This window comes from Glutamicibacter sp. NPDC055354 (assembly GCF_053644955.1).
In genome coordinates, this window is record NZ_JBSHMB010000001.1 from 1,983,448 (window position 1) to 2,009,811 (window position 26,364).

Here is a 26,364-nt window from a genome sequence, read left to right on the forward strand (position 1 = left end):
CCGATACTGCAGATCAGAACAACAAGCAGGGCACAGCAACTGCGGTGGTTGCTGTGCCCTGCTTGTACGGGATTTTCAGTCCAAGTTCGACCACTGCGGTTTGGCGCTATCTGGCCGAGCTGCCTCATACCAGCTGGCTGCGCGAAGCACATCGTCATCGGTTCCAACTGCTCCGGCCAGCTGCACGCCAATGGGCTTGCCCTCGGACGTGAAACCGCAATTGACGGTAGCCGCTGGCTGACCGGACATGTTGTACGGGACGGTGAAGGCAATATGGCCCATGGTGGCGTCAGGATCCACCACTGGCATCGGTTGTTCCGCAGGAAAAGCAGCCATCGGGGAGACCGGAGAGATGATGAGGTCATACCCGGCGGTAGCCGCGATGGTCACCTTCTGCATCTGGTCGATCGCACCGAAATTCCTGATCGTGTCGGCGCCATCGAACTTGGCTCCTCCTTCGCACCAGCGCACGATGTAATCCAGGACCTTCGCCTGCTCGCTTTCGCTCAGTTCACGGAAATCGGCCCAGGACCGGGTACGCCAAAAGCGGTCAAGCTGGTCAAGCATGCCTTGGTCGATGAAGGGCGGCAACTCTTCCACCCTGGCACCGTCCTGCGCAAAAGTGTCCGCTACCGACTGCACCGCCGATCGGATTTCGGGGTCGACAGCGACCCCAGCGTTAGCTTCAAGCTGCAACCCGATTCTCATCCCGCGGACGCTGCCAAGCTTTGACTGCCATTGCATGGCCGGATAGGCCCGTGCCGAATAGTCACGGATATCTGGTTGTCCGAGCACTGACATGAAAAGGGCAATGTCATCCACGGTACGTCCCATGGGGCCGGCCGCCCGGCCAATGTACGGGACATCCAGGGGAATCAATCCTGCACTGGGTTTCAGTGTTGCCAACCCCTGCCAGCCGCCGGGCAGGCGAATGGATCCACCGATGTCGGTGCCGACATGCAGCGGCCCGTATCCAGCAGCAGCGGCAGATCCCGCACCCGCACTGGAGCCACCGGTGGTCCATCCAGGGTTCCAAGCACTACGCGATATTCCGTGAAGGCTGGAAACACCCGAAGAGAGCATGCCCCAGTCCGGCATCGTAGTCGAGCCAACCAGGACGCCGCCGGCTTCAAGAATCCGATCGGTGATCGGCGCGTTCTGCGTGGGCACCTTGGGGTTGGATAGGGCCGTTCCCGAAGGCATCGGGATGCCCTTGCGTGCTATATTCTCCTTGACCGTTGCCGGCACCCCGTCTAGTGGACCGAGCGGTGTTCTGCTGGCCCAGCGTTGCTCGCTTTCGCGGGCCTGGCTCAGCACGTCTTCCGGATCGAACTGGTACATCGCGTTGAGTACCGGTTCACGTTCCTGAACCCGTTTGATGACCGACTCTGCTACATCCACCGGCGAGATGTCCTTCGCAGCATAGGACGCGTGAAGTTCCTGCGCGGACAGCTGGTGCAGTGCGGTGGTGTGTTCAGAAAGCTGGGACATGATGGCCTCTCAAGGAAAATGAGCATTACTAGCGCAGGGCCAGTTCGTTGCGCAGGGACATGGATGAATTCACCAAAGTCCGCGTATACGCATGCTGCGGACTGTCATAGATCTGTTCGGTTGTTCCGCTTTCGACGATCCGCCCTTCATTCATCACCACGACGTTGTCGCAGATATGCCGCACCACGCCAAGATCGTGGGAGACGAAGACGAGGGTCAGTTGGTAGTCGTCGACCAAGTCCGAAAGCAGGTTCAGTACTTGGGCCCGGACGGAGACATCCAGAGCGCTGACCGGTTCATCAGCCACCAGCACCCGAGGCTCGCAGATCAGCGCACGAGCAATGGAGATTCGCTGGCGCTGTCCACCGGAGAATTGATGCGGGAAGCGTTCCGCGGCATCGGCCGGCAGTCCCACCGATCCGAGCATCTCTGCGACCATCTTCCGGTGCTTGGCGCTATCCACCTTTTGCCCCGGAACAAGCAAAGGCTCAGCGATAATGTCGCGGACACGCATCCGCGGATCCAGCGATCCCATGGGATCCTGGAAAACGATCTGCAGCTGCTGGCGCAATTGGACCAGATCCCTCTCCTTGGCCCCTGCAACCTCGCTTCCTGCCACACGAACACTGCCTGAGGTGGGTTGGTCCAGACCTGCCAAGATGCGCAAGAGGGTGGATTTTCCGGAACCGGATTCACCGACCACACCGAAACGTTGCCCGGCAGCAACGTCAAAGGAGACGCCTTTCAACGCATGCACCTCCGAACGCTTCCCGAAGAGCGACGAGCGTCCGACAGGATAGAATCGCGTCAGGTCCTTGACACTGATCAACGAGGGTACTTCGGGAGCAATGTCCCCCGCGGCCTGATCGTGTTCCCGGAGATCGCTTATTTCCGCGTTTGCTGCTTCCACGACTGGCTGCGCTTCGGCCAAAGGCGGAATGTAGGAAGCGGCCGAAGCCACGGTGAATAACCTGCCGTCGGCATCTGTGGCATTCAGGTCCGAGGCGGCCAGCAGTCCTCGGGTGTAAGGGTGTTGCGGATTGCTGAATACCTCTCCGGTATCGCCTTCTTCAACCACTTGGCCGTTGTTCATCACCAGCACCCGGTCGCAGACGTTGGCGACCACCGAAAGGTCATGGGTGATGAACAACAACCCGGTGCCGCGTTCTTGGACCGATTCCAAGATCAGATCCAGAACCTGGCGTTGAACCGTAACGTCCAAAGCCGTGGTCGGTTCATCGCAGAGCAAGAGACCCGGGTTATTCGCCAAGGCCATCGCCAGCATGGCGCGCTGTCGCTGGCCTCCAGAAAGCTGGTGCGGATAAGAGCGGGCGGCCCGTGCCGGATCCGGGAGCTTAACCGATCCGAGCAGTTCCACCGCACGAGCCTGAGCCGCTGATTTTGAAGCGACGGTCTTATGACTGGTCATAATTTCCGCGACCTGCGGACCGACTTTCATCAGCGGATTCAATGCGGTCAGCGGCTCCTGGAAGACCATGCTCATATCCTTGCCACGGATTTTCTGCAGTTCCCTGTCAGTTGCCTCGACCAGATTCCGTGGGTGACCCGCAAGCTGGATGGAGCCACTGGCGCTGACACCTTCCGGGAGCAACCCCATAAGGGCGGATGTGGTCATGGACTTTCCGGAACCAGATTCGCCAATCAGCCCTACACGATCCCCCGGATTCATGCGCAGATTAAAGTTCGAGACAAGCGTGCGGTGCTTGGTGCTGATTGTCAGGCCCCTGACATCTATCAGAGCGCCGGTAGTTGTTTTCTTATCCATGGATTACCGATCTCCATTCAGTTTCGGATCGAACCGATCACGCAGACCGTCACCAAGCAAGGTGAAGCCCAACACTGCAACGGCAATGGCGGCGCCCGGCCAAACGGCGAGCATCGGGAAGGTCCCCAGGAATTGCTGGGATTCTTGCAGCATGCGGCCCCAGGATGGGACTGGTGGTGGAGTGCCCAAGCCAAGGAAGGACAGCGCTGCTTCGGCAAGTACCGCAATTGCGAACGATACCGAGCACTGCACCACGACCATGCCGATGATATTGGGCAGCACATGGCGCCGGGCGATACGCCAGCTGCTCTGGCTGGATGCCTTGGCAGCCATGATGTATTCGGTGCTCATCACCTGCAGGGTGCCGCTTCGCGCAACACGCGCAAAGCCGGGTATCGAGCCAATGCCGATTGCAAGCATGGCCGTGAATGTGCTGGCTCCAAATACGGCGCCAAACATGATCGCTACCAGCAACGCGGGAAAAGCGAGGAGAATATCAGCGCCACGCATGGTAACTTCCTCGGTGATGCCGCCTCGCATGCCAGCCAGAATACCTAGCGGCGTCCCAATGATCAGGGCGATACCTACCGCAACCAAACCCACCAGCAAGGTAATGCGCGCTCCGTACAGGATTCCCGAAAAGACGTCGCGTCCGTACCTGTCGGTACCCATCAGATGGGTGACGCTGGATCCTTGCAAGCGATCCTGGGGAACTGCTTGTACCGGATCGAAGGGGGTCCAGACAAAGGAGACGAGTGCAGCGAGCACCACGAGAGCTACGAGGATGCTGCCTACCAGCAGCGTCACGGAGAGTTTTCGACGGGTGCTTGAAGCAGTAACTGGTTCTGCAGACATTACGCGCCCTTTCGAATGCGTGGATCCAGGATTGTGTAGAGAACGTCCACGACCAAGTTGATGATCAAGGTAATCGCGACGAGCACCATGACCACCGATTGCACGGTAAGAAGATCGCGGTTGCCCACCGCGTCGAGCAGCATGGACCCAAGGCCTGGGATCACAAACACCCGTTCAATGACCACCGCGCCAATGATCAATGCCGCTAACTGCACGCTGGTAACTGTCAGAACTGGGATGGAGGCGTTGCGCAGACCATGCTTGATCAGCGATTCAAGCTTCCCGAGGCCCTTGGACCGTGCGGTCCGCAAGTAATCCTCGCTCATCACTTCCATCACCGCCGAACGGACATAGCGAGTCAGGATAGCTCCCTGCACGGATGCCAGAGCGAGCACTGGCAGGACGACGCGGGAAATGAAATCTCCGAAGTCCTCGCCGGGCGGTGTCCACCCGTTGGCCGGAAGCCAACCCAGGCCCACGGCAAAGACGACCACCAGCAGAATGCCGGCGAGAAAGTTGGGAATGGCCACGCCTACCTGGCTGATTCCGCTGACAATGATGCCGCTCGGATTGCGGTGCTTGACCGCCGCGTAGGTGCCGAAGGGAATCGCAATCGCCAAGGCGAGGACCATTGCCAGCAGTACCAGGATCAGGCTGACTTGCACCCGGTCGACAATCAGCGGACTGATATCTTGCCGCGTGACGTAGGATGTGCCGAAGTTGCCGGTGGGCAACCCCAGCGCCCAGTCAAAGTACTGGACGATCAGCGGCCGATCGGTCCCGAACTCGGCTCGCGTTTTGGCCAATAGCTCCGGGGTGGCGTTCACACCCAGGGCAATCTGGGCAGGATCTCCGGGAATTGCTCGCATGAAAAGGAAGACTGCAACCGTTGCAATCACATAAGTGACAACGAATCTTGCCAAGTTGATCAGTAATCTAATACCCACGTGATTTTCCCTTTGTCGGTGCGGCTATGGAAGCTATTTCCAGCCGATATTGGTCATATCCAATGCTTCGGTCACGGAGTTGGCCGGAATGCCGGTCACCTCTGCCCTGGCTACCACGATGTTCGGGAAGATGAACAGGGTATCTGCAGCTGCATCATCAACGATGGTGCGAACCACCTTTTTCATGCCATCCACGTATCCGGCTTCGTCGGCAGCATCGGCTTTTGCGGCAAGCTCCTCAATGCCTGAATTGTCGTAGCCCAGGTAGTAGTCCGGGTTGTTGAACATTGCCAAAACATCTCGGCTCTCCACTGCCAGGACGACCGACATCTGGTAATCGTGCTTGGTGAAGACCTCGTCGAGCCAGACCGCGGGGAATTCGGAGGACTCGATCTTAGCGTCGATTCCGACATCAGCCAGTTGAGAGACGACTATTTCAGAGACTGCGGTTGCGTAAGGGCGAGTTGGAACCTTGAAAGTGATCTGCAGGTTCTCGGCTCCAGCTTCCTTGAGTAACGCCTTGGCCTTCTCCGGGTCGTACGGGTAGATATCGTTCAGATCCTCGTAGTACGGGTCGGTGGTCGGAACCGGTCCGCCCACCACCGTGCCGTAGCCGTTCCATGCGGTGTCGACTACAGCTTGGCGGTCGATGGCATACATGACGGCTTGGCGCACGCGCTTGTCATCGAACGGAGCTTTTTTGTTATTCATCGACAAGACGATCTCGCCATTGGAGGTGCCGTCAAGGACCTGGAACTTGTCATTCGATTCGAAACCGGACAGCAGTTCCGGGGACTGCATGTTGTAGACGACATCCACGTCGCCGGATTGAAGTGCATTGGTCGTGGCTACCGCATCGGCGAAGTAGCGCAGTGAGACCTTTTCAACCTGCGGTTTCTCGCCCCAGTAGTCATCGCGTGTCGCGAGTTCGATGGACTGCCCGCGGTTCCACGCATCAATTTCGTATGGCCCAGTCCCAATGGCGGTCGAAGCTAGTTCGTCAACGCCGCTTGGATCGAACATGGCTCCGACCAAGGTGCCCATGTCGAAAAGCCAGGCATTACTCGGCTGCTTCAGGGTAATGGCGACTTCGGAATCACTGAGGACATCGACAGAGTCCACGATTTCCATTTTCGTCTTCAAGCTAGAGACCCAGTCATCGGATTGGACTCGTTCGATACTGAATTTGACGTCATCGGCAGTGAACGCTTCGCCATTGGAAAAGGTTGCGCCTTCGCGAAGCTTGAACGTATAGGTCTTGTTCCGGTTGCTCAGCTCCCACGATTCGGCGAGCAACGGCTGGATCTTTCCTTCTTGGTCGATCTCGACCAATCCTTCATAGACATTGGACATGAGCGCTTGCGGAATAGCAGCGCCTGCAGTCGTGGTGAAGTCCAGATTGACCGGTTCACCAGTTAACGCGACGGTCACTGAAGTGTTTTCGGCCGAGCCTTCCGACGAAGTCCCGCCTGATCCTGCAGAGCACGCGGTTAGCGCCAGAGAGCCAACCAGCACTGTCGCCGCAAGCCGACTGTAGTTCTTTTTCTCTTTCATGGGATCTCCATCGGTCAACATGTCCATTGAGTGATGTGATCCATACAACACCATATATGCTGATATTTCTACTAAGTTTTCTGGTCTTACCAGTTGTCGAAATATTTGGCTGGGGTGGTGCCGCCCCGGAGAACTGCAATACCTTGTCCGCTAACCGTTTCCACTCGCAGCTAAAGGAAGGCCCCAATTGAGCAAGCTAACTTTCACGCCGGCCGTGCCAACATTGACCTACGAGCGAGTAGTGCAACAAATCGAGGAAGCGATTCTGTCCAAGGAAATTGAACCTGGCCAGCACCTTCCCAGTGAACGCGAGCTCATGGTGCAGTTCTCCGTCAGCCGGCCAACGGTCCGCGAGGCATTGCGAGTATTACAGAGCCAAGGCCTCATTGCGTCGCGTCCCGGTAGCCGCAGCGGTCCAGTTGTCTTGCCGGTTTCCACGGATAATCTGGGCAGATCCTTTGCCAATATGGCGCGCATAGCTACCCTCTCACTCTCGGAATTGGTTCAATTCAGAATCGTTCTGGAGAGTTCCGCCTGCCAGCTAGCGGCCGTAATGCATAGTTCCGAGCAATTATCGGTCATGCGCGATGCAGTTGAACGCATGGAATCTGAGGCGGCTGCGGGCTCCGGATCCTTCAACCGGGCCGACCTCGATTTCCACGCGGCCGTATGGGAAGCCAGCCACAACAGCCTGTTGCGGATCTGTGGCGAGGCGGTATCCGGTGCCATCTTGAGCGTCATGAATGACCAGATGAGCCACGCGGACAACGAGTCCCTAGAAATGAAAAAAGTGGTGGCATTGGACCGAGCTATCTTCGATGCAATTGAAGCCAGAGAGCCAGTCACCGCCGGAAACGCAGCCAAGACGGCCATTTCCACGTATTTCAAACCTCGTCTGGATGATGAAGGGGTGCGCGGCGTTGAAGCGCTGACGGAACCTCGCTAATTCACGCCGGTTCCTTATCCCGGTGCCAAAGCGGAGCAAATGCAACACAGCGTCACCGGGTCCGAGCAGTTTGCGCATGATCAGCCGGGGCATCCTGCTGGCCTGGGCGTCGCTGACCCCGACGACCTCGAACCCGGCCTGCTCGAACATCTTCCTGGTTCCGACGAAGGCCATGGTCAGGTCCATCCGCCCTGCCGGATCCACTGGGTAGGCTTCGACCGCTGGCGCCCCGAGGTCCCGCGCATACTGCACTGCGCCTTGGACCATTTCCCGATTCACGCCCTGGCGGCGGTAGCCGCTGCGCACCACCATGCAGGTGATGCTCCAAGCCTCCAGATCATCCACGGGCCTGATGAGCTTGGACTTTTCCAGCAGTGGGATCCTCGATCGCGGAGCGATGCTGCACCAGCCCACCGGTTCCCCTGCGCGATAAGCGATCTCTCCCGGGGCAATCGGCTCGGAGCTCAGTGAGCGCATGGCGGCGAACCGGTCCCCTGCGCCTCGTTCCCTGATCTCGGCGGCACCGATCCGGTGCGACAAGCACCAGCAATGCTTCTGCCACCGGCTCGGATTCACTACCGTCGCGAAGTCGTCCATGCGTTCTTCGGCCAGCGGCCTGATCTCGATGGACGCTGTTCCTGCCGCCTGCGGATCCTGGTTCGTGTCCATCTGTCCATCCTGCGCTCCGAAAAGCCCAAAGGGCACCCTGGGAGGCAAATTCTTCGGGTTTTCCATAATGAAGAACTCCGGTTCCCTCGGTGTTGGCGCTGACCTGCGCGCTCTAGTGTTGAGGTATGACTTCGACACCTAAGGTTCTACCGGGCACCGCACCTGCCCGTCCCCCGCTGAGATTGGGCATGACGCTGCTGCATATGGCATTGTTCGGGTCTGCCGGCCTGATCCTGTTTTCGCTGCTGCTGGCCTGGCTCTCGGTAGGCGTCGCGCTGACCCCGATCCTCGGTTTGGGCCTGGTCGTCTTGGCCGGATTGGTCTATGCGCTCTTCGGCCTGGCCCGCTTCGAGCTGACTCGAATCAGCAACCTCTACGACATGGACGTCGCTCCGCTGACCTGGCGGCCACGCCGCCGTGAAGGCTTTGGCGAATACGTCCGTTCGCTCGGACGCAATGTGTCCAACGGACGCATGTGGGCGCTGCTGGGAAGCTTGCTCTTCTCCTGTCTGGCCGGTTCGCTGATGCTCACTGCCCTGCAAATGGCCGTGCGTTCGTCCATCGTTGCCTTCGCCCCGGTCTTGCAGGCAGATAGTGCCGACCCGCTGGGAACCGTTCCCGGGCTGTGGGGCTTCCAGACCCCGGTAAGCCAGGCACCTTGGCTGGTGCTGGCGGCGCTGCTGGGAATAGCAGTGGTTATCGGCTTGGTTTTCTTGCACCGGATGGTCACCGTGGGAATCGTCGGCTCTATTGCCCGCGAGAGTGCACTGGTCGAACGCGTGCGCACGACCGCGGTGCAGCGCGAAGGAGCGGTGCGCGCCGCAGAGGTGGAGCGCACCCGCATCGAACGCGACCTGCACGATGGGGTCCAGCCCCGGCTGGTCTCCGTGGCCATGACCTTGGGGCTTGCGCACCAGCAGATCGACAGCGATCCGCGCCAGGCCAAGGAACTGGTGGCCGAAGCCCACGCTTCAACCAAGTCCGCGATTACCGAACTGCGCCAGCTCACCCGCGGAATCTACGCGTCGGTACTCGATGACCGCGGACTGGATGCGGCACTCTCGGCTATCGCAGGCCGCTCGCATATCCCGGTGGGCCTGGATATCCAGCTCAATGGGCGCTATCCGCGCGTGGCCGAAGCGGCGGTGTACTTCGCCATTGCCGAGGCGCTGACCAATGCTGCCAAGCATTCGCGGGCCCAGCGCTGCCAGATCACCGTGAGGGTCCGGGAGCATGAGGGCCAGCAAAGCCTGTGGGCCCGCATCGAGGACAACGGCACCGGCGGGGCGCGCATCACCCCCGGCGGCGGCCTGGATGGAATCAATAATCGGGTGCTCGCCGCCGGCGGCACCTTTAGCCTGGACAGCCCCCAGGGCGGGCCAACTGCAGTGGAGGTGAACGTGCCATGCGCGTACTGATTTGCGAGGATTCGGTCCTGCTGCGTGAAGGGCTGGTCAGGTTGCTGGCCCACAGCGGCCACCATGTTGTCGCGGATTTGCCCGAAACCAGCGGGCTGATGGATTTCCTGGACAACTCGTCCGCCGATGATTTCCCGCAGATCTGCATCCTGGATGTCCGTCTCCCGCCGACCTACACGGATGAAGGCATCCGTGCGGCGCTGGAACTGCGCAAGAAGTATCCGGATCTGCCGGTGCTGGTGCTCTCCCAGTACGTCGAGGAGCGCTACGCCTCGGAACTGATTTCCACCCAGTCCGGAGCGATCGGCTACCTGCTCAAGGACCGTGTTGCGGATGTCAGCGAGTTCATTGCTTCGCTGGAGCAGATTGCAGGTGGTGGAACCGTCTTGGACCAGGAAGTGGTGGCACAGCTGTTGACTCGACGCAATCACGATGACCGCATGCAGAAGCTGACCGACCGGGAACGCACAGTCCTGGCCGCACTGGCCGAAGGAAAATCCAACCAGGCGATCGCCGCGCTGCTCTTCCTCTCGGAGGCCAGCGTAGAAAAGTACATCACTTCCATCTTCCAGAAACTCGGCTTGGAAGCCGACGGAACGGGCAACCGGCGCGTGCTGGCAGCCCTGGCTCATATTGAAACCCTGGGCACCAACCGCACAGACAGGACAGGATCATGACTACCACGCAAACCATGCCGCTACCGCCAAACCCACCGGCGCCACCCAACAACGGCAAGCCGCTGAATATCATCCTCGCGGTGCTCGGCGGGCTGGTCATTCTCACCTTGGTCATCGCCACGGCACGCAGCGCCTTTGCTTCGGTCTCCCGGGAGCATTCGATCCACGAAGCAGAGGTCTCCGGGGTGACCGCCTTGGAAGTTTCGGCGAGCGCGGGACGCTTCGATCTGGTCTTTGCGGACACCGACAAGGCAACACTTGAAGTCAAAAGCGCCAAGTCCGCGAGCTGGAAGCTGCATCGGGAGCGCGATCGGCTCATCGTCGAAGCCCCGAATGCCTGGGACAACTTCTGCTTCTTCGGCTGCGGATTCGACGACAACGAGGCAACGCTGGTGCTTCCGCAATCCATGGACAACGGAAGGCTGGATGCGGACTTCGAGCTGTCCGCCGGATCCTTCAACGCAGTCGGCGCCTACAAGGACCTGGTGGTTGAAGTCGGTGCCGGGGAGCTGAACCTCACCGGCAGCGCGCACACCGCCGATATCGACTTGGGCGCAGGGGAAGCAACGGTGCGCCTGGACAATGTCCGAAGCGCCCGGTTTGATATCTCGGCCGGCGAACTCATTGGCGAACTCTCGGGCACGGCGCCCAAGAGCATCGAGGGCAGTGTCAGCGCCGGCTCGCTGGAGCTGGAACTGCCCGAGGCCACCTACGACCTGCGGCAGAATACGGCCGCCGGATCCGTCGAGAACCTGCTCGCCACCGATCCGAACTCCCCTAACAAGATCACGATCGATGTCTCCGCAGGCAGTGCCACCTTGCATACAGCAGGCACCGCCCAGGAATCGGTTGGCCGCTAGACCCGGTTCCCACGAAAAAGGCAAAGCGTCCCTTCCCGGATCAGTAGTGATCCGGGAAGGGACGCTTTGCCGCTTGTGGCTAGGACCTAGGCCTGGTTCTTCTTCAAGGCAGCCAGGCGTGCTTCGATCTCGGAAACCTGCGGTGCGCCGGCTTCGATCTGCGCTGCGCCGTCGGCTTCCTCGAGGATGTCCTGCGGTGCGTTGCTGGCCTTCAAGGCTGCCAAGCGCGCATCAACTTCGGTCTCGGCGCCGAGGTCTTCCAGCTGCGCGAACTGCGCATCCAGGGAAGAGGCCGCCAGTTCCTGCGCACCGCGGACCTTGGCTTCGTCCTGGCGGATCTGCTGCTCGAAGCGGCTGATCTCGCTGGTCGGGTCGTTGATGTCCAGGGCCTTGAGGGTGTCCATCATCTGGTTCTGGGTCTTGGCATTGCGCGCGCGGGCCACCAGCTCATCGCGCTTGGCCACCAGTTCCTGGCGTTTGGTCTGCATGGTGTTCAGACCGGTCTTCAGCTTGGCGACGACATCACGCTGGGTGGTGATCGTGGATCCCAAGTTCTTGGCGCGCTTCTCGGCGTCCATCTGGCGCTGGATGGCCACCGTGGCCAGCTGGTTGAATTTCTGCTGGTTGGTGCTGTCACCGGCGGCAGAATATTCGTCAGCCTTGTTCGACGCGGCCAGCGCCTTGTTGCCCCAGTCCTTGGCTTCCTGCTGGAACTTGGCGTGGTCGTCCTCGGCCATGCGCAGGTTGCCGATGGTCTGGGCAACCGCCTGCTCGGCCTGGGCAATGTTGTTGGTGTATTCGCGAACCGACTGGTCCAGCATCTTCTTCGGATCCTCCAGAGCATCCAAAGCGGCGTTGGCGTTAGCCTTGCCGATACCGAACATTCGAGCCCAAATTGAGCGCTTCTTGGCCATAGTGCGTCCCTTCGTCTTCCGTTGCTTAAAGCTTAGGGGAATTAGCTGCGCCGCTCTAACCGAAGACCACGCTGCGTCGGCAATCTAGTCATTGAAATGGCGCAGGTACCGTCCCGGGGCATCCAGGAAAAGCCGCCAGTTCCGCACCATGTCCAACTCGTCGTAGTCCGATTCGCGGATGCCCCACTCCCCGATTTCATAGATTCGCGCCTCCGGCAAGGAAGCAAGAATTGGCGAGTGGGTGGAGAGAATTACCTGGGAACCGGAACGCAGCAGATCTGCAATATGCGAGAGCAGCATGAGGCAGCCATTGAAGGACAGCGCTGACTCGGCTTCGTCGAAGACCCACAACCCATTGACATACGAGCGCTCGGTGAAGAACTCGACGAAGGATTCGCCATGGCTCTGGAAATTGTGCTTTCCGCGCGAGCCGATGGAGCCCAGATAGGCGAAGTGCCCGTGCATGGTTTCTGCGCGCAAGAACACTCCGGCCTTGGACGCACCGGCTCCGCGTTCCAATTGCAGGTGCGAGGACAACCCGGATTCGGTGGGTTGGGTCTGGTGCATGCTGTTGCGGGTTCCGCCCTCGGCATTCAGCCCAAAGGCCGCTGCAATCGCCTCGACGAGCGTTGATTTTCCCGCGCCGTTCTCCCCCACCAGCACAGTCAGCTGGCCGAGTTCAAGGCCCTCGTCAAGCAGTTGCTGCACCGCCGGGATCTGGGCGGCCCAGTCGGAACGATCCATGGGTGCCTTGGGATGTTCGGTGATGCGGCGAACCGGCAGCGTGTCGAAAAGTGCGCTCATGCACCCGAGGCTACCAGCAGCGCGCGACAGCTTGGCGGCAGTTATGCAGGCTTGGCCCCTTGGCCGCACCCATGGTTCAGCAGGGTGCGGCCAAAAGAGCCAATAGGGTTTCCTAGCCGTTGACCGGAAGCATGTTCCCGGCGAAGAACGCGGCGATCTCCTCACGCGCATCCAGCGGGAAGATCCCGGCGACGTACTGATCCGGGCGAACCACCACGATGGCGCCGTTCTTGCTGATTTCGCGGTCGCGGAAGATGTCGCGGCCGTGGCCGGCTGCGAATACCTGGTTGATGTCGTGCAGGCCGTACGGGACCTTCAGCGGCTGGAAGGCCTTGGGCACATCATGCAGCTCGACCTGCGTATAGTCCTGCTGGTAGATGGCCTTGGTATCGAAAACGGCATCCTCGTCCCCGCCTGCCGGGGTGTACAGGTTGCGCGGCGATGCCGGATCGGCGCTCCACCAAGCGGCGAAGTCGGCCATTGCGGTGCCTTCCAGTGCCGGTGCTGCCGCATCGGCGAAGGCGTAGATGCGCCAGCGTCCGTCAGCCTCGTGGAAGTGGCCCAGGTGGCGCCAGCGGTTATCCGAACGGCGGATGACCTCGGCGGACTTGAAGCGCTTGCCCACCGGGAAGCCCGGGGCCAGATCCTGGTGCTCCAGGCCGGCGGTGATCGGCGATTGGGTGTACTGCGTCATGAACCCGGCAGGGAATTCCTGGGTCTTGGTGTAGTACTTCTCCAGCTCGTCAGGGTCTTCCCAATCGTCCACGGACTTGGCCATCAGGGTGGACCATTCCTTGTCGAAGTCGATCAGGTTCTGCGCGATGACCTTGCGTTCCCCGGCGTAGGTATCCAGCAGCGCATCCGGGGCGCGGCCTTCGAGCACGGCGGCCAGCTTCCAGCCCAGGTTGAAGCCGTCCTGGATGGACACGTTCATGCCCTGCCCGGCCTTGGCCGAGTGGGTGTGGCAGGCATCGCCCATGATGAAGGCGCGCGCGCAGCGGGTGCCGCGCTCCTCATCGGAGACGTCGTCGAAGCCGTCGGTGATCCGGTGTGCCACCTCGTAGACCGAGAACCAGGCGACGTTCTTCACGTCCATCGTGTACGGGTGGATGATGCGGTTGGCCGTGGCCACGATTTCCTCGACCCGGGTGTTGCGGATGGCCCCGGCATCCTCGGCGGTCAACTCGCCCAGATCCACGTAGAAGCGGACCAGGTAGCCGCCCTCGCGCGGGATAAGCAGGATATTGCCCGCGTCATGGGACTGGATGGAGCATTTGACCTGGATGTCCGGGAAGTCGGTGTTGACCATGACGTCCATGACGCCCCAGGCATGCAGGGCCGCATCGCCGTGCAGCTTGTGGCCCAGCGAGCGGCGCACCTGGCTGCGCGCGCCGTCGCCGCCAACCAGGTACTTGGCCTTCACGGTGCGCTCTTCGCCAGTACGCGGCCCCGCCACGTACTTGATGCGCGCGGACACCGGGTATTCGGCGTCCGGGTCGATCTCGCAGCCGAGGTATTCCACGCCGTAGTCCGGGGTGATTTTGCCCGGCGCGCGTTCGGCGTCACGCAGGAAGTAGTCCAGGATGCGCGACTGGTTCACGTAGATGTGCGGGAACTCGCTCATTCCGGTGGAGTCGTCGGCAGCACGCGAATGGCGCTTGATGTTCGCGGGGTTCTCCGGGTCCGGGGTCCAGAAGCACATTTCGACATTGCGGTAGGCCTCTTCGACAACCTCGTTGGCGAAGCCGAAAGCCTGGAAGGTTTCCACCGAGCGGGCCTGGATGCCGTCGGCCTGGCCGACGTCGAGCCGGCCCGGGCGCATCTCGATGGCGCGGGCGTTGATGCTCGGGAAGCGCGAGAGCTGCGCGGTCACCACGGCGGCCGCCGGACCGGTTCCAACGATCAGCACATCCATTTCATCGGGAATTTGCTCGGCGCGGTCGATGCCGTAGCCGGCCGCTTCCTTGACCCGTGGATCCCCGGAAACGTATCCCCTGTGGTGAATCTGCATAATGTGGCTCCCCTATCGCTGTGCCGCTGAACTTCATTGTCTCTATAATTGCGACACTGTCCTAACTATAGAAACAATCGTAGCTTTCACGTAGGCTGTAGGCAAGACGTGGATCACACCGGGAACAGCGCGGCAGGCATCTGCGCAGGCCAGATGGAATGATTGGAACATGAGCAAAACCACCGAAGGCGGTTCGCAGACCCTGGGCCGCGGGCTAGAGGCACTGACCCTGATCGGGGAATCCGCGACGCCGCTGAGCGTCTCGGAACTCGCCGGACTGCTGGGCGTGCACCGCTCCATGGCCTACCGGCTGGTCAAGACCTTCGAGCAGTACGGATTCGTGGAACGCAATCCGGCAGGCGAGCTCGAATTGGGAGCCCGCCTGGGCGCGCTGGCGCGCAACGTCGCCAAGTCCCTGCAGGCCGCGGCCGCACCGCATCTGGCCACCGTCTCCGATGAGCTGCAGATGACGGCGCTGCTTGTCGTCTTCGATGGCGAGGCAGCCGTTACCCTGAGCACCGCAGAACCCCGGCTCGCCGATGCCACCGTGGCCCAGCGCCCGGGCACCCGCCATCCGATCGACAACGGCGCACCGGGACGGGTCATCCGTTCCATGCTCAATCCCCAGGAGCACCCGGCCAAGGACTTCGAATTCAGCCATGACGAAGTGATCCCGGGACTAACCTCGATTGCCGTTCCGCTGGTGCTCCCGCAGGGCAAGCCCGCGGCCATCGCCGTCATCTACCCGCCACTGGAACGCGATCGCAACCACATTGCAGCCGTGCTTACGGCCGCCTCGGCACGCATCTCGGCAAGCCTGGGCATCCGCTCGTGAGCGGTACCTGCCCGCACGCTGCGCTAGCTAGGCGGTGCAGGCCTCATTGGAGCACCCCGCATCACGCGGACGGTAGGTCTGGGTTCCTTCAACCTTCTCCCACACTATGTGGCGGTGCTGCCCGCAGCGATCGCATGAAGGAGCCAGGTACGTGGCCCGCTCTTCCATGGTGTATGCACGAAAATCACCCATCACAACCTCCGATGACCAGCCGCGAAGCGAAGTTCGCGGGCCTGCTGGACCTGCTTGGTGCCTTCACTCTACGCGCGGTTTGCACAACCGGCTAGGGTCCACTGGCGGCAGTTACCCACAGCCCCTCAAGCAGGGCTCTGCACCTCGTGGCAAACTAATGCAGAGAACCGAATATGACCGCTTCGCCACCGCCGGACCGCTAGCAAGGAAGAAGCCATGAGCACCTCTGAGCAAAAGCTGCAACGCTTGAAAGAACGCATTGCTCTATTGCTGAACAAGGCCGAGAACACCACTTTTCCGCACGAAGCGCAGGCCTTCCAGGAACATGCCGAACGGCTCATGGTGCGCTATGGCATCGGCCGTGCGGAACTGGATGCCGACTCGGCCCACCGGGGCAAGAAGAAGGAAGCCATTATCGAGGAGCACTTCGATATGCGCGGCGTCTACCGCCTGGGACAGCGCGATGGCCTGTCCGCGGTGGGCCGGGCCTTCCGCACGGTGTCCATGCTGCAAAGCAACTACTCGACCTCGTGCAGGCTGTACATCATCGGCCATGAATCGGATGTAGCTACCGTCAAGAACCTCTTCGCTTCCTTGGTTGTCCAGGCGTCTGCTGCCATGGCCCACTGGTGGGCACAGGAGGGCAAGCTCTACGCGAACTGGTACACCGATTCCGAGAAAACCATTGAACGCCGCGAATTCCAGCGCAGCTTCTACCTGCAAGTCGCTTCGCGCATCGCCATCCTCTACCAGGAAGAAAGCGTGCACAGCGGCAACGGGACCGAACTGGTCCTGGCCAGCCGCAAGGAACAGGTCGACGAATTCGTCAGCAGCCAGTACCCGTTCCTGCGCCGCAGCAGGAACCGCGCCGCAGCCGGAAGCGCCAATGCCTCATTGGCCGGACGAGTCGCAGGAAGCCAGGCAGATCTCGGTTTCGGCAAGCACGTCGACTCAGCCGCGACCGGCGAAGTCGCCAGCTAGCGCACTTGCTCTAGTTGCGTGTCCTCGATGTAGCGCGGACGCCCGGCCATGATGCCGACCAGGGTCTGGAAAACGATCAAGCCGGCAATAAGCCACATTGGCGCAACCCATGAACCCGAAGTTTCGTGCAGCACCCCGACCAGGAACGGACCGGGGAACGCCAGCAGATAGCCCGCAGACTGGCCGAAGGTGGAGAGCTTCGAGACACCCGCGGCGGTGCGGGCCTTCAAGCCGATCATGGTCAAGGCCAGCGGGAAGTTCGACCCGCAAATGCCCAGCAGCACCGACCACAGCACCGCTCCCTGGACCGGAGCAAGCAGCATGCCGATGATCGCGATGATGCCCACGGCACCGTTGAAGATCACCAGTGGCGCCTGGTTCGAGAATTTGGCAGCGAGCGCCGGCATCACGAAGGACAAAGGCACGCCCACACCCAGCAGGATCGCCAGCAGGGATCCAGCGAATGCCGGCGAGACTCCCAAGTCGATGAAGATCTTGGGCAGCCACCCCATGAAGATATAAGCCACGGCGGACTGCCCGCCGAAGAACAACGCCACCCACCATGCGGTGGCGTTCTTGCTCATCGGCCCGATGCCGGCCGCATCATTTGAGTTACTGGCAAGATGCTGCTGCTGGGCTGCGATTTGGTTGCGCATCCCGAAGTACACCAAAAGCCACAGCACCAGCGCCAGCAAGGCCAGAATTGCCCAGAATCCCAAGCCCACGCGCCAGTTTCCGCCGAGCATCTGATTCACCGGCATGGCGACCCCCGCAACTCCGGAAGCACCCAAGGCAACCGCCGTAGTGTAGGCGCCGGTGACAATCCCGATCTTTCCCGGGAACCAGCGCTTGACCAGTACCGGCATGAGAATGTTGCCCACCGCGATGCCCGCAAGGGCCAATGCGGTGCACAGCAGGAAGAATCCGGTCCCCGGAGCCACCGCGCGCAGGGCAATGCCCAACAGGACAGCACCCATGGCTGAGGCCACCACTAGTTCCGGTCCGCGCTTCCCGGCCAGCCGCGGCGCCAAGGGACCCAGCAGCGCGAAGCACAGTGGAGGGATGCCGGTGATCATTCCGGCCACGATGCCATTCATCTGCAGGTCGCCAATCACCAGATCAAGCAGGGACCCCAAGGAGGTGACGGCAGGACGCAGGTTCAGCGAGGCCAGGATGATGGCAAGGATCAGCAGTGCGCCAGAGCCCTTGGACAGGGTGGCGCGGTTTTTCGGGAAGTCAGGCATGGTATCCACAGACTATCTGCTTCAAAACCCGGATCCCATCCCCGTTGCCTGGACTACGGCAACGGGCCGCCCCAAAAGTGGGACGGCCCGTGCCGAATGAAAAGTCCAGTGTTGGCTAGCCCAGTTTGGCGCGCACCATCTGGGAGACAGCCTTGCCATCGAAGCGGCCAGCGATTTCGGCGCCGACCAGCTTCATGGCCTGGCCCATGTCCTTCATGGTCAGGTCGTGATCGGCTGCAAGTTCGGCCATGATCCTCTCGACAATGTCCTGGGCTTGCGCTTCGTCAAGCATCTTGGGCAGGTACGTGGAGATGAAGGCGGCTTCGGCCAATTCGCGTTCAGCCAATTCGGTGCGGCCGTCCTTGGCGGCCAGGCCAGCAGTTTCCTCGCGGTTGCCGACTTCCTTGCGAAGCAGGTTCTCGACATCCTGGTCGTTGAGCTCGCTGGGGTTCTTTCCGGACTTTTCCTTGGTGCCGATGGCACTGAGGATATTGCGCAGGGTCGTCTTCTCCAGCTCGTTGCCGGCCTTCAGATGGGCGATGCTGTCATCGCGCAGGCGATCTTTCAAACTCATGGGAACTCGCTTTCAATACGTGTGCTTGAAATTTTACTCGCATTATCCGGTTACCGTTTTCCGGAGTACCAGCGGTCAAGCATGTGGTCGCATTTGATACAGTAGCCAGATGAATTCACTGCGCGCTGGAGCTAGCGTCATCGCACTGGCTCTTATCGCAGCCATCCTGGTGATCTGGCAGCCATGGAATTCCTGCGACGCGCCCGATGAAGTTTGCGATTTCGTTGCAGCCGTCGAGGACCGGGACGGGGTCCTTGGCGTCCAGATGTCCTCCGAGGTCATGGATCACGATGCCTTGGCCGCACCGGATCTGTCAGTTGACCTGCAATTCGTGCTCTCGGATCAGCTCGATCCTGCACAAGCGGAAGAAATCGTGCGGGAGATGGCACAACAGATCCAGGCTGGGGCCCATGCCCTGAACTTGCGGGACATCGATCTGGCCTTTGTCGCCGGTGAACCCCAGAATATCCCAGGCTCAAAGACGAAAACCTACCCACTGGAAGTCTCCGACAATTTTTCGCACTTTGGAGGCGAAGAGCAAGCGAATCCTGGTCTTCTCGGTGAGAGGGCTTCATTCGCATTCCGCCTACGCGAGCTCGGCGCGGCAAGTGCGGCTAACTACTCGGCCACGGCGTTTAATTTGGAGCAGCTGCTGGCGCTGGGAAAATTCGCTGCACAGGCCAAGCACCCCACCGATTTGGCACTAGCAGACCGATCCGTGCGCTATTCGCCCGCGAATCGCACTGATATTCCCGAGCTCCAGCTTCTTATCGAGGCGGCCAAGCGAGGTGTCTTCGAGAGCGCCAGCATTGATCATTCCGGATTGAACCTGGTCCTCGGCAACGAGGCGCCAGCAGAGGCGGAAAAGGAAACCCGCTTATGGCTGGAGCGGCATGGTCCCTTTGGCGAGCCCATGCCCTACAAGCTGGCATCGCCTCGATACGAGGTCCTTGCTGAAGGCTGGGTTGGAAACAAGAAACCACAATGGCTGATCCCCAAGCCTGTGGTTCTTCCCGACAAGGTCAAAAGCTGGCCAGCGAATCAGTCAGCTCCGTTGTGCGCAGAGGGGGACTTGGAAATAGCCCTCGGCGCACCCGATGCAGCTGCCGGTTCACGGTACATGGCGGTCTACGCCAAGAACATTTCTGCTCGCTCGTGCGCGTTGCAGTCCTACCCGCAGATCGATTTCCTCAACGATGCCGGCGATGCCCAGCCGGATATCGAGCTGCAGCCCGAACCGGATATCCTCCTTGAACGCGTTGCCATCCCTTCCGGCGAAGCGGTGATTTCGACGCTGGATTGGAATGCCATGTCAACGTCCCAGGATCCGGATGAAACCGTTGCCCTGGTCATCGCCGCAGCCAAGGGAATGAAACCGGTCCAGCTCGCACCCCAATACGATGGCCAGCCGACGTCCCTTGACATCCTGGACGGGGCGCAGATCGCCCAAAGCCCCTGGGTCCAGGCGCGCGACGGGTGGGCAATTCCTGGAGACGCCTTCAAACCGCAACCACCGGCCACTCCTAGGCCCTAGGCCTGGGCAAGCCTACTGGGTGCGCGGCGGGAACGCCTTGAACTTGCGGTAGTGGTTGGCCGCATTCAACAGCAGGTAGAGCTTGCGGCGAGGGTTCTTCTCGGCTGCGAACTTCAACGGGTTCGAGACCTTGCCGGCCTTGAGCAGTGCTTCCGCCTTGCGGCCGGTTCCGCTGTCCAGGAAGCGGCGCAGCAAGTGGTGCGGCAGCACGGTGAATAGCCGCTGGCGCGACAGCTGCAAGACACCTGTCCCGGTGTCCACCACCGCGTCGGTTTCCGGGTTCGACTGATCGAACTGCGCGCCGAGGAACTCGGTGACATAGAAACGGGCCGGGTTCACCCCGGCTGCGGTCAGGTAGAAGTGGTTGCGGCCCAGGCGCGGGTTGATCTCGAAGAATTTGATCTGGCCATCGCGGTGATCGTATTTGGCATCGATCATGGCAATTCCGCGCCAGCCCAGTTCTTCGAGCATGCGCGCGCCATCGGCGGCCATCGCATCGTTGCGACCGCTGACAATGGCGGCCGAATTGCCCAGCACCAGCGGGGCATGCTCCTCGATCACCACTTCGCCGTAGCCGGCGAAGATGACCTTTTCTTCCTGGGTGGCGAAGTAGGTGCACAGGCGCATCGCGTCATCTCCACCCGGAATGTACTCCTGGAAGATATAGCCCGAGTCGTAGCCGCTGCCATCGATTCTGGAAACCAGGGCTTCGAGGTCGGCGCGGCTGTCGATGGTGTGGATCTTCTGCTTGCCCTCGAACTTGGCGGCGATCCAATCCGCGGAGCTCGATGGCTTGCCGATGACCGGGTAGTCGAAGGAACCTACAAGCGAATCCAGCGGGGTTCCCGGGTAATACACGGCGGTGCGCGGATGGGCGATGCCCAATTTTTCGGCGAGCGCGTAGAAGTTCTCTTTCAGTGCCGCACCCTCGATGGTTTCCAGCTGGGGGTACGGGATGACGTACTGTTCCTCAAGCTGCTCACGGTTCTTGGCGATCAGCATGATGTGGAAGTCCAGGGAGCCGAAAAGCATCAGCGGCCGATCCGCCGCGGCCTTCAGCTCATCGGCCAGCTCGACCAGGGCCGCGACTACGCGTCCCTCGTCGGCCATGGAGCCGATGGGGCGCAGTTCGATGGCTATCGAGTGCTCGATGACGCCGTTGCCGGCAGCCGGCAGAACCACCGAGCGCACCCCGTAGGCCTCGTAGAATTCGCGCGCCAAGGTGTAGGTGCCGATGTCCCCGCCGAGGATGACCGGGACAAATGGCTGGGTTGGATCGATTGCCAAAGTGGTTTTTTCCCTACTTCTTGCGCCAGTTCATGTATTTTTCGAAGGCCCACGCCAGGGGCTTGTTCAGCGCCAGGTCCCACTCGCCGTTGGTCTGCACGATGTCGCAGCCGGTGTTGGTCTTGAACTTGGTCAGCCCCGAGAGGTGGTGCTCCTTGTCCAGAGTCGCGCTCACGCCGCCCTGGTCCAGGTAGCGGCAACCGGCCTCGATGGAATCGATGACCATGTGCTGCATGATCGCCTTCGGCGCGAACAGCTTGCGCTGCTCCGAGGAGGAAGCGCCGTACAGGTACCAGGCCAGGTTCGAGGAACGGATGACAATGGATGCGGCCAGGTCCACGCCTTCATTGCTGGCGATGTACAGGGTGCAGGAGCCCGGCACCGCTTCGTTGAGCACGGTGTGCATCTTCTCGAAGTAGCCCAGCGGGCGGCCGGTGAAGTCCTGGCGATCCGCGGTGTGGTTGTACAGGGCATGGAAGCGGGCCATGTCCTTGGTCTGGCCAACTTCGATTTCCAGGGTGCTCTTCAGCGCCTTGCGGGTCTCGTTGCGGGTGGTCGCCGAGTAGCTGGCCATGACCTGGTCCACGTCCAGCTGGTTGCCGTCATCATCTTGCAACGCCACGCGGGCCACGAATTCCGGCTGGCCCGCAGCGAAGTCCAGTCCCACATCTTCTTTGGAGAAGCCCATTTCCAGCAAGGCGTCATTCAGCGCTAGCGCGGTGCCTGAGGTGCTCTGGGTTTCAAGGTCAGCGAGCTGGGTGAACCCTTCCTTGCCCAGGTTCTTGCGCACCGCGGCGGCACCCCAGGTGCGCACGGCCAGTCCCGGGCCCATCTTCAGCTGGAATGCGCCACGATTCTTCAGGTAGGCGGCCAGCGGCTGGATTACCTGTCCAGGAGCATAGGTGCCGAAGTCGATGACCGGGCCATCGGGGATGTAGGCGAGGGTCTTCTTGATGACCGGGGCTGCACGATGCAGCACCAGTGCCGCGCCCACCAGCTCGTCTTCCTCGAACCAGCCGAGGGATTCACCGCGCCAGCCGCCCTTGACCTGGGCCCATTCGGGACGCTGCAGGAAGCTGACGTCTTGGGCGGTCTCAAGGAATGCTGAGTGCTCGGTGCCGGAAATCGGACGCACATGAAGTTCGTTGTGGCTCACGGGTGAAATCCTACCGTGCTTCCCTCTCCGGCTGGGGGATGCTGGATACCCCTAGGGGGTACTTGACTTAATACCCCTAGGGGGTATAATCATTATATGGATACCAACCACACGCCACATGAAACAGCTGAGCACCACGGCTATCACGCGGATAAAAGCGCGTTGGAACGACGCCTGAAGCGCATTGAAGGCCAGGTGCGCGGAGTGGCCAAGATGGTCGATGAAGACAAGTACTGCATCGACATCCTGACCCAGATCTCCGCTATCAACGCGGCATTGCACAAGGTCAGCGTGCAGCTGATCGATGACCATATCGGCCATTGCGTGGTTGATGCGGCCAAGTCATCCATCGAGACGGGTGATCCATCCATCGTGCAAGACAAAATCGCCGAGGCCACGGCCGCCATCTCCCGTTTGGTGCGCTGAGCGCGCCCCAACGCACCCATTTCCAATTCACACAGAATTCATCGAAAGAGAGCAAGATCATGAGCCACAACTGCAATTGCGGATGCTCCTCGGAAAAGAACTCCAACCAGGGCCTGCAGATCATTCCCCGCGAGCAGAGCACCCCGCTGACTAGCCATATGGAAATCAAGATCTCCGGCATGACCTGCGGCCACTGCGTATCCTCTGTCACCGAGGAGCTCAAGGAGCTTGATGGGGTGCAAGAGGTGGAAGTGTTCCTCGATGCGAAGGGCGTGTCCACCGCCAACGTCACCACCAGCGCAACCGTAAGCGAAGAGAGCATTCGCAATGCCATCGACGAGGCTGGTTACACCGTCGAAGCAATTAACGCCTAGCCGCAAAAAAGCCAGGCACCAAGCCTCAACGGCAAGAAAGTGCAAGGTCGTAAATCATGACTTCCCATGCCCCGCATGAAACAATCCCCGAATTGCGCACCGTCGATCTGGACATCCAGGGAATGACCTGCGCCTCGTGCGTGAATCGGGTGGAACGCAAACTCGGCAAGCTGCCCGGTGTCAGCGCGACGGTGAACCTGCCCCTGGAAACCGCCAAGGTCCAGGTCCCAGCCGATGTCACCGATGAAGCACTGATCGATACGGTGCACGCCGCCGGCTATACCGCTTCCCTCAAGCACCCGCCCAAACCCGCCGGTTCGGATCACCAGGGACACGGGGAGCATGATCACGGCGGGCACGAGCACCTGGTGCCCAACCACCTGCTGCGCCGCCTGCTGGTCTCCGCGATCTTCACCATTCCGCTGTTCATCATTTCCATGATTCCCGCAGCGCAGTTCCCGCATTGGGGTTGGGTCGCCTTCGCGCTGGCCACTCCCGTGGTCTTCTACGGCGCCTGGCCTTTCCACAAGGCAGCGGCCGTCAACGCACGGCACCTGGCCTCGACCATGGACACTCTGGTTTCCCTCGGTGTGCTCGCGGCCTACTTCTTCTCTGCAGTGCAGCTGATCCTCGATCCGCAGCTGACCGCCCATATCGGCATGTCCATGTCCGAGCATGCGCTCTACTTTGAAACTGCCGGCGTCGTGGCCACCTTGCTGCTGCTGGGCCGTTTCCTGGAGCACCGCGCCAAGTCCTCGGCATCCGATGCGCTGAAGTCCTTGCTGAACCTGGGCGCCAAGGATGCAGTGGTGCTTCGCGACGGCGCGGAAGTGAAGATCCCTGCCGGGCAGGTGCAGGTCGGAGACCATTTCGTGGTGCGCCCCGGCGAGAAGATCGCTACTGACGGCGTGGTCATTGACGGCGCCAGCGCGGTAGACACCTCGCTGCTTACCGGCGAATCGGTCCCGCAGAAGGCCGGGCCCGGCGATGAAGTCACCGGCGCGACCTTGAATGCCTCGGGCCGGCTGGTGATCGAAGCTACCCGCGTTGGCGCGGACACCACCTTGGCCCAGATGGGCAAGCTGGTCTCCGAAGCCCAGTCGGGCAAGGCGCCCATTGCCCGCCTGGCTGACCGGATTTCCTCCGTCTTCGTACCGATCGTACTGGCCATTGCGCTGCTCACGTTCGTGATCTGGTTCTTTGCCAGCGGCGATCCCTACCAGGCGTTCACCGCTGCGGTCGCCGTGCTGGTCATCGCCTGCCCCTGCGCATTGGGCCTGGCGACCCCGATCGGCTTGCTGGTCGGTACCGGCCGCGGCGCGCAGCTGGGCATCCTGATCCGCGGCCCGCAGGTCCTGGAAGATACCCGCAAGCTGGACACCATCGTGCTGGACAAGACCGGCACCGTGACCACCGGGGTCATGGCCCATCAGGGCACCCGGGCCATCGACGGAGTCGATCCCGATGAGGTCCTGGCCTTGGCCGGTGCCGTGGAACACCATTCCGAGCATCCGATCGCCCAGGCCATCGCCAAGGCCGCAGCCGGCTTGGGCCCGCTGCCCGAAGCCAGCGACTTCGATTCCGATCCGGGCGGCGGCGTGGTCGGCACGGTCAACGGGCATCGCGTTGCCGTAGGCCGCTTCAGCTGGCTCGAAGCCCAGGGCGCGTCCTTGGATGACTCCGCCAAGGCCATGCTCGCGGAAGCCGAGCAGGCCGGCGCGACCGCCATCCTGGTCGCGGTGGACCAGCAGTTCCAGGCAGTGATCTCGGTGGCGGACAAGATCAAGGACAGCTCCGCAAAAGCTATTGCCGAACTCCAGGAGCGCGGCCTGCGCGTGGTGCTGCTGACCGGCGACAACCAGTCGGTGGCTACCGAGGTTGCCGCCCAGGTAGGCATCAAGGCCGAGGACGTATTCGCCGGGGTCTTCCCTGCCGGCAAGGCCCAGGCGATCACCTCATTGCAAGAGCAGGGCAAGGTCGTGGCCATGGTGGGCGATGGCGTGAATGACGCGCCAGCACTGGCGCAGGCCGACCTCGGCATCGCCATGGGCTCGGGCACCGATGTGGCCATCGAAGCCGCGGACATCACCCTGATGGGTAACGACCTGCATCAGGTCACGCAGGCCATCGACCTGTCGGCCCGAACCCTGTCCACCATCAAGATGAACCTGTTCTGGGCTTTCGCCTACAACACTGCCGGCATTCCGATTGCGGCCCTGGGCTTGCTGAACCCGATGATCGCCGGAGCGGCCATGGCAGCCAGCTCGGTGCTGGTGGTACTGAACTCGCTGCGGCTGCGACGGTTCGGGAAGTAGCCCTCCGTACCTCCCCACGCGGGGCATCGGTTGAACCGATGCCCCGCTTTGCCGCATCCATGCCCTTGCTTCCCGAATCATTACGAAGCGGAGAATCCCCCATTTCGCCAGCCACTTTCCACGATTGGCGTGGCCAAGCGGTTATCCGGGGCCCGAAGTGTGAAATCGCGACTTGCACCACGTTCATTTTTCTGCGCATACTGTGATGGCAATCACCACATATGCCGTTGATGCGTGGCGGGAGAGATCCGCTCACACCATGGGCGGGCGCCGTAGGAGCAATTTCCTCCCCGGGAAACTCTCAGGCACCCGTACCGCCACGACGAGGCAAATCTGGAAAGCAGCGCGGCTGTACCGCGCTCACCGAAGGAGCAAGCTTCGCCCAGTATTCGGGCCGAAGTGAAAACTCTCAGGTAGACATACAGATTGGGGAGGGACCAAGAACAGTGCCGCACCGAGCGCACCGGTTTCGAGGTACTCCCCGTGGCTTACCTGGCTCCTGCTCCCTGCGCAG

Annotated in this window: 22 protein-coding genes, 1 pseudogene and 1 riboswitch; of the genes and pseudogenes, 10 read left to right on the forward strand and 13 right to left on the reverse strand. The window is 61.2% G+C overall.

Annotated features, from left to right (window positions below; translation table 11 throughout):
• Positions 1 to 75: 75 nt before the first annotated feature.
• Genes ACWICV_RS09205 through ACWICV_RS09225 form a run of 5 tightly spaced genes read right to left on the reverse strand, consistent with a single transcriptional unit; the run spans position 76 to position 6,633 of the window.
• The gene (locus ACWICV_RS09205) at positions 76 to 1,491 is read right to left on the reverse strand and encodes an amidase (RefSeq protein ID WP_454090380.1); all 1,416 of its coding nucleotides are present in this window, start codon (positions 1,489 to 1,491) and stop codon (positions 76 to 78) included.
• A 28-nt stretch (positions 1,492 to 1,519) separates the two neighbouring features.
• The gene (locus ACWICV_RS09210) at positions 1,520 to 3,277 is read right to left on the reverse strand and encodes a dipeptide ABC transporter ATP-binding protein (protein ID WP_454090379.1); all 1,758 of its coding nucleotides are present in this window, start codon (positions 3,275 to 3,277) and stop codon (positions 1,520 to 1,522) included.
• 3 nt (positions 3,278 to 3,280) lie between these two features.
• Entirely contained in the window at positions 3,281 to 4,132 is an 852-nt protein-coding gene (locus ACWICV_RS09215; RefSeq protein WP_105656130.1) for an ABC transporter permease, read from the reverse strand.
• On the reverse strand, positions 4,132 to 5,079 hold the full coding sequence (locus ACWICV_RS09220) for an ABC transporter permease (protein WP_133834157.1): 948 nt from the start codon (positions 5,077 to 5,079) through the stop codon (positions 4,132 to 4,134). Before ACWICV_RS09220 ends, ACWICV_RS09215 begins: the two co-directional genes overlap by 1 nt.
• Positions 5,080 to 5,112: 33 nt before the next feature.
• On the reverse strand, positions 5,113 to 6,633 hold the full coding sequence (locus ACWICV_RS09225; protein WP_454090378.1) for an ABC transporter substrate-binding protein: 1,521 nt from the start codon (positions 6,631 to 6,633) through the stop codon (positions 5,113 to 5,115).
• Between the two features lie 187 nt (positions 6,634 to 6,820).
• Between ACWICV_RS09225 and ACWICV_RS09230 the strand changes: the two genes are divergently transcribed.
• Complete coding sequence (locus ACWICV_RS09230; protein WP_105656128.1) at positions 6,821 to 7,579, forward strand: FadR/GntR family transcriptional regulator; 759 nt, start codon at positions 6,821 to 6,823, stop codon at positions 7,577 to 7,579.
• A gap of 222 nt (positions 7,580 to 7,801) precedes the next feature.
• Here ACWICV_RS09230 and ACWICV_RS09235 read toward each other — a convergent pair.
• A pseudogene (locus tag ACWICV_RS09235) lies at positions 7,802 to 8,314 on the reverse strand (GNAT family N-acetyltransferase); the annotation flags it as partial.
• Between the two features lie 59 nt (positions 8,315 to 8,373).
• On the opposite strand from ACWICV_RS09235, the gene ACWICV_RS09240 reads away from it, so the two are divergent.
• From ACWICV_RS09240 to ACWICV_RS09250, 3 genes are read left to right on the forward strand one after another with little or no spacing between them, the layout of a single operon-like run.
• A complete protein-coding gene (locus ACWICV_RS09240) occupies positions 8,374 to 9,666 on the forward strand; it encodes a histidine kinase (protein WP_454090377.1) in 1,293 nt (430 codons plus the stop codon).
• Complete coding sequence (locus tag ACWICV_RS09245) at positions 9,654 to 10,343, forward strand: response regulator transcription factor (RefSeq protein WP_332727922.1); 690 nt, start codon at positions 9,654 to 9,656, stop codon at positions 10,341 to 10,343. The genes ACWICV_RS09240 and ACWICV_RS09245 overlap by 13 nt, the downstream gene beginning before the upstream one ends.
• The gene (locus ACWICV_RS09250; protein ID WP_454090376.1) at positions 10,340 to 11,203 is read left to right on the forward strand and encodes a hypothetical protein; all 864 of its coding nucleotides are present in this window, start codon (positions 10,340 to 10,342) and stop codon (positions 11,201 to 11,203) included. Before ACWICV_RS09245 ends, ACWICV_RS09250 begins: the two co-directional genes overlap by 4 nt.
• Before the next feature lie 86 nt (positions 11,204 to 11,289).
• On the opposite strand, the gene ACWICV_RS09255 is transcribed toward ACWICV_RS09250, so the two are convergent.
• The 3 genes from ACWICV_RS09255 to ACWICV_RS09265 all read right to left on the reverse strand — a co-directional run bounded on the left by ACWICV_RS09255 (position 11,290) and on the right by ACWICV_RS09265 (position 14,932).
• Complete coding sequence (locus tag ACWICV_RS09255) at positions 11,290 to 12,117, reverse strand: PspA/IM30 family protein (RefSeq protein WP_105656123.1); 828 nt, start codon at positions 12,115 to 12,117, stop codon at positions 11,290 to 11,292.
• 84 nt (positions 12,118 to 12,201) lie between these two features.
• Positions 12,202 to 12,921, reverse strand: coding sequence for an AAA family ATPase (locus tag ACWICV_RS09260; RefSeq protein ID WP_102599184.1), 720 nt, complete (start codon positions 12,919 to 12,921; stop codon positions 12,202 to 12,204).
• Between the two features lie 112 nt (positions 12,922 to 13,033).
• Positions 13,034 to 14,932: an FAD-dependent monooxygenase gene (locus ACWICV_RS09265; protein ID WP_454090375.1), complete on the reverse strand. Its 1,899-nt coding sequence runs from the start codon at positions 14,930 to 14,932 to the stop codon at positions 13,034 to 13,036.
• 169 nt (positions 14,933 to 15,101) lie between these two features.
• On the opposite strand from ACWICV_RS09265, the gene ACWICV_RS09270 reads away from it, so the two are divergent.
• Both ACWICV_RS09270 and ACWICV_RS09275 read left to right on the forward strand, forming a co-directional pair.
• On the forward strand, positions 15,102 to 15,767 hold the full coding sequence (locus tag ACWICV_RS09270; protein ID WP_105656120.1) for an IclR family transcriptional regulator: 666 nt from the start codon (positions 15,102 to 15,104) through the stop codon (positions 15,765 to 15,767).
• Between the two features lie 408 nt (positions 15,768 to 16,175).
• Positions 16,176 to 16,940, forward strand: a complete 765-nt coding sequence (locus ACWICV_RS09275) for a DUF2786 domain-containing protein (protein ID WP_454090374.1) — start codon at positions 16,176 to 16,178, stop codon at positions 16,938 to 16,940.
• Here the strand turns inward: ACWICV_RS09275 and ACWICV_RS09280 are convergent.
• The gene (locus tag ACWICV_RS09280; RefSeq protein WP_454090373.1) at positions 16,937 to 18,184 is read right to left on the reverse strand and encodes an MFS transporter; all 1,248 of its coding nucleotides are present in this window, start codon (positions 18,182 to 18,184) and stop codon (positions 16,937 to 16,939) included. The two genes, ACWICV_RS09275 and ACWICV_RS09280, sit on opposite strands and share 4 nt — an antisense overlap.
• Before the next feature lie 115 nt (positions 18,185 to 18,299).
• Positions 18,300 to 18,758, reverse strand: a complete 459-nt coding sequence (locus ACWICV_RS09285; RefSeq protein ID WP_105662056.1) for a GatB/YqeY domain-containing protein — start codon at positions 18,756 to 18,758, stop codon at positions 18,300 to 18,302.
• Positions 18,759 to 18,867: 109 nt separating this feature from the next.
• On the opposite strand from ACWICV_RS09285, the gene ACWICV_RS09290 reads away from it, so the two are divergent.
• Positions 18,868 to 20,292, forward strand: coding sequence for a DUF4232 domain-containing protein (locus ACWICV_RS09290; protein ID WP_454090372.1), 1,425 nt, complete (start codon positions 18,868 to 18,870; stop codon positions 20,290 to 20,292).
• Between the two features lie 12 nt (positions 20,293 to 20,304).
• Here the strand turns inward: ACWICV_RS09290 and ACWICV_RS09295 are convergent, their stop codons facing one another.
• Both ACWICV_RS09295 and ACWICV_RS09300 read right to left on the reverse strand, forming a co-directional pair.
• Positions 20,305 to 21,579, reverse strand: coding sequence for a carboxylate--amine ligase (locus ACWICV_RS09295; protein WP_454090371.1), 1,275 nt, complete (start codon positions 21,577 to 21,579; stop codon positions 20,305 to 20,307).
• 13 nt (positions 21,580 to 21,592) lie between these two features.
• Positions 21,593 to 22,735: a lipid II:glycine glycyltransferase FemX gene (locus tag ACWICV_RS09300; RefSeq protein ID WP_133834168.1), complete on the reverse strand. Its 1,143-nt coding sequence runs from the start codon at positions 22,733 to 22,735 to the stop codon at positions 21,593 to 21,595.
• A gap of 96 nt (positions 22,736 to 22,831) precedes the next feature.
• Between ACWICV_RS09300 and ACWICV_RS09305 the strand changes: the two genes are divergently transcribed.
• The 3 genes from ACWICV_RS09305 to ACWICV_RS09315 are packed head-to-tail and all read left to right on the forward strand — an operon-like array spanning position 22,832 to position 25,850.
• Positions 22,832 to 23,161 (forward strand): metal-sensitive transcriptional regulator, encoded by a 330-nt coding sequence (locus tag ACWICV_RS09305; protein ID WP_105656113.1) that lies wholly within the window; start codon positions 22,832 to 22,834, stop codon positions 23,159 to 23,161.
• Positions 23,162 to 23,220: 59 nt separating this feature from the next.
• Entirely contained in the window at positions 23,221 to 23,535 is a 315-nt protein-coding gene (locus ACWICV_RS09310) for a heavy-metal-associated domain-containing protein (RefSeq protein WP_365942782.1), read from the forward strand.
• A 56-nt stretch (positions 23,536 to 23,591) separates the two neighbouring features.
• Positions 23,592 to 25,850 carry a heavy metal translocating P-type ATPase gene (locus tag ACWICV_RS09315; protein WP_454090370.1) on the forward strand — a complete coding sequence of 753 codons (2,259 nt, stop codon included), beginning with the start codon at positions 23,592 to 23,594 and terminating at the stop codon, positions 25,848 to 25,850.
• A gap of 228 nt (positions 25,851 to 26,078) precedes the next feature.
• Positions 26,079 to 26,177, forward strand: a riboswitch (glycine riboswitch).
• The last annotated feature ends 187 nt before the right edge of the window (positions 26,178 to 26,364 follow it).

Excerpts from the sequence above, each read along its gene's own strand:
- ACWICV_RS09205 (WP_454090380.1), bottom strand. The coding sequence starts at position 1,491 with ATGTCCCAGCTTTCTGAACACACCACCGCACTGCACCAGCTGTCCGCG.
- ACWICV_RS09210 (WP_454090379.1), bottom strand. The coding sequence starts at position 3,277 with ATGGATAAGAAAACAACTACCGGCGCTCTGATAGATGTCAGGGGCCTG.
- ACWICV_RS09215 (WP_105656130.1), bottom strand. The coding sequence starts at position 4,132 with ATGTCTGCAGAACCAGTTACTGCTTCAAGCACCCGTCGAAAACTCTCC.
- ACWICV_RS09225 (WP_454090378.1), bottom strand. The coding sequence starts at position 6,633 with ATGAAAGAGAAAAAGAACTACAGTCGGCTTGCGGCGACAGTGCTGGTT.
- ACWICV_RS09240 (WP_454090377.1), top strand. The coding sequence starts at position 8,374 with ATGACTTCGACACCTAAGGTTCTACCGGGCACCGCACCTGCCCGTCCC.
- ACWICV_RS09245 (WP_332727922.1), top strand. The coding sequence starts at position 9,654 with ATGCGCGTACTGATTTGCGAGGATTCGGTCCTGCTGCGTGAAGGGCTG.
- ACWICV_RS09250 (WP_454090376.1), top strand. The coding sequence starts at position 10,340 with ATGACTACCACGCAAACCATGCCGCTACCGCCAAACCCACCGGCGCCA.
- ACWICV_RS09255 (WP_105656123.1), bottom strand. The coding sequence starts at position 12,117 with ATGGCCAAGAAGCGCTCAATTTGGGCTCGAATGTTCGGTATCGGCAAG.
- ACWICV_RS09260 (WP_102599184.1), bottom strand. The coding sequence starts at position 12,921 with ATGAGCGCACTTTTCGACACGCTGCCGGTTCGCCGCATCACCGAACAT.
- ACWICV_RS09265 (WP_454090375.1), bottom strand. The coding sequence starts at position 14,932 with ATGCAGATTCACCACAGGGGATACGTTTCCGGGGATCCACGGGTCAAG.
- ACWICV_RS09270 (WP_105656120.1), top strand. The coding sequence starts at position 15,102 with ATGAGCAAAACCACCGAAGGCGGTTCGCAGACCCTGGGCCGCGGGCTA.
- ACWICV_RS09275 (WP_454090374.1), top strand. The coding sequence starts at position 16,176 with ATGAGCACCTCTGAGCAAAAGCTGCAACGCTTGAAAGAACGCATTGCT.
- ACWICV_RS09280 (WP_454090373.1), bottom strand. The coding sequence starts at position 18,184 with ATGCCTGACTTCCCGAAAAACCGCGCCACCCTGTCCAAGGGCTCTGGC.
- ACWICV_RS09285 (WP_105662056.1), bottom strand. The coding sequence starts at position 18,758 with ATGAGTTTGAAAGATCGCCTGCGCGATGACAGCATCGCCCATCTGAAG.
- ACWICV_RS09290 (WP_454090372.1), top strand. The coding sequence starts at position 18,868 with ATGAATTCACTGCGCGCTGGAGCTAGCGTCATCGCACTGGCTCTTATC.
- ACWICV_RS09305 (WP_105656113.1), top strand. The coding sequence starts at position 22,832 with ATGGATACCAACCACACGCCACATGAAACAGCTGAGCACCACGGCTAT.
- ACWICV_RS09310 (WP_365942782.1), top strand. The coding sequence starts at position 23,221 with ATGAGCCACAACTGCAATTGCGGATGCTCCTCGGAAAAGAACTCCAAC.
- ACWICV_RS09315 (WP_454090370.1), top strand. The coding sequence starts at position 23,592 with ATGACTTCCCATGCCCCGCATGAAACAATCCCCGAATTGCGCACCGTC.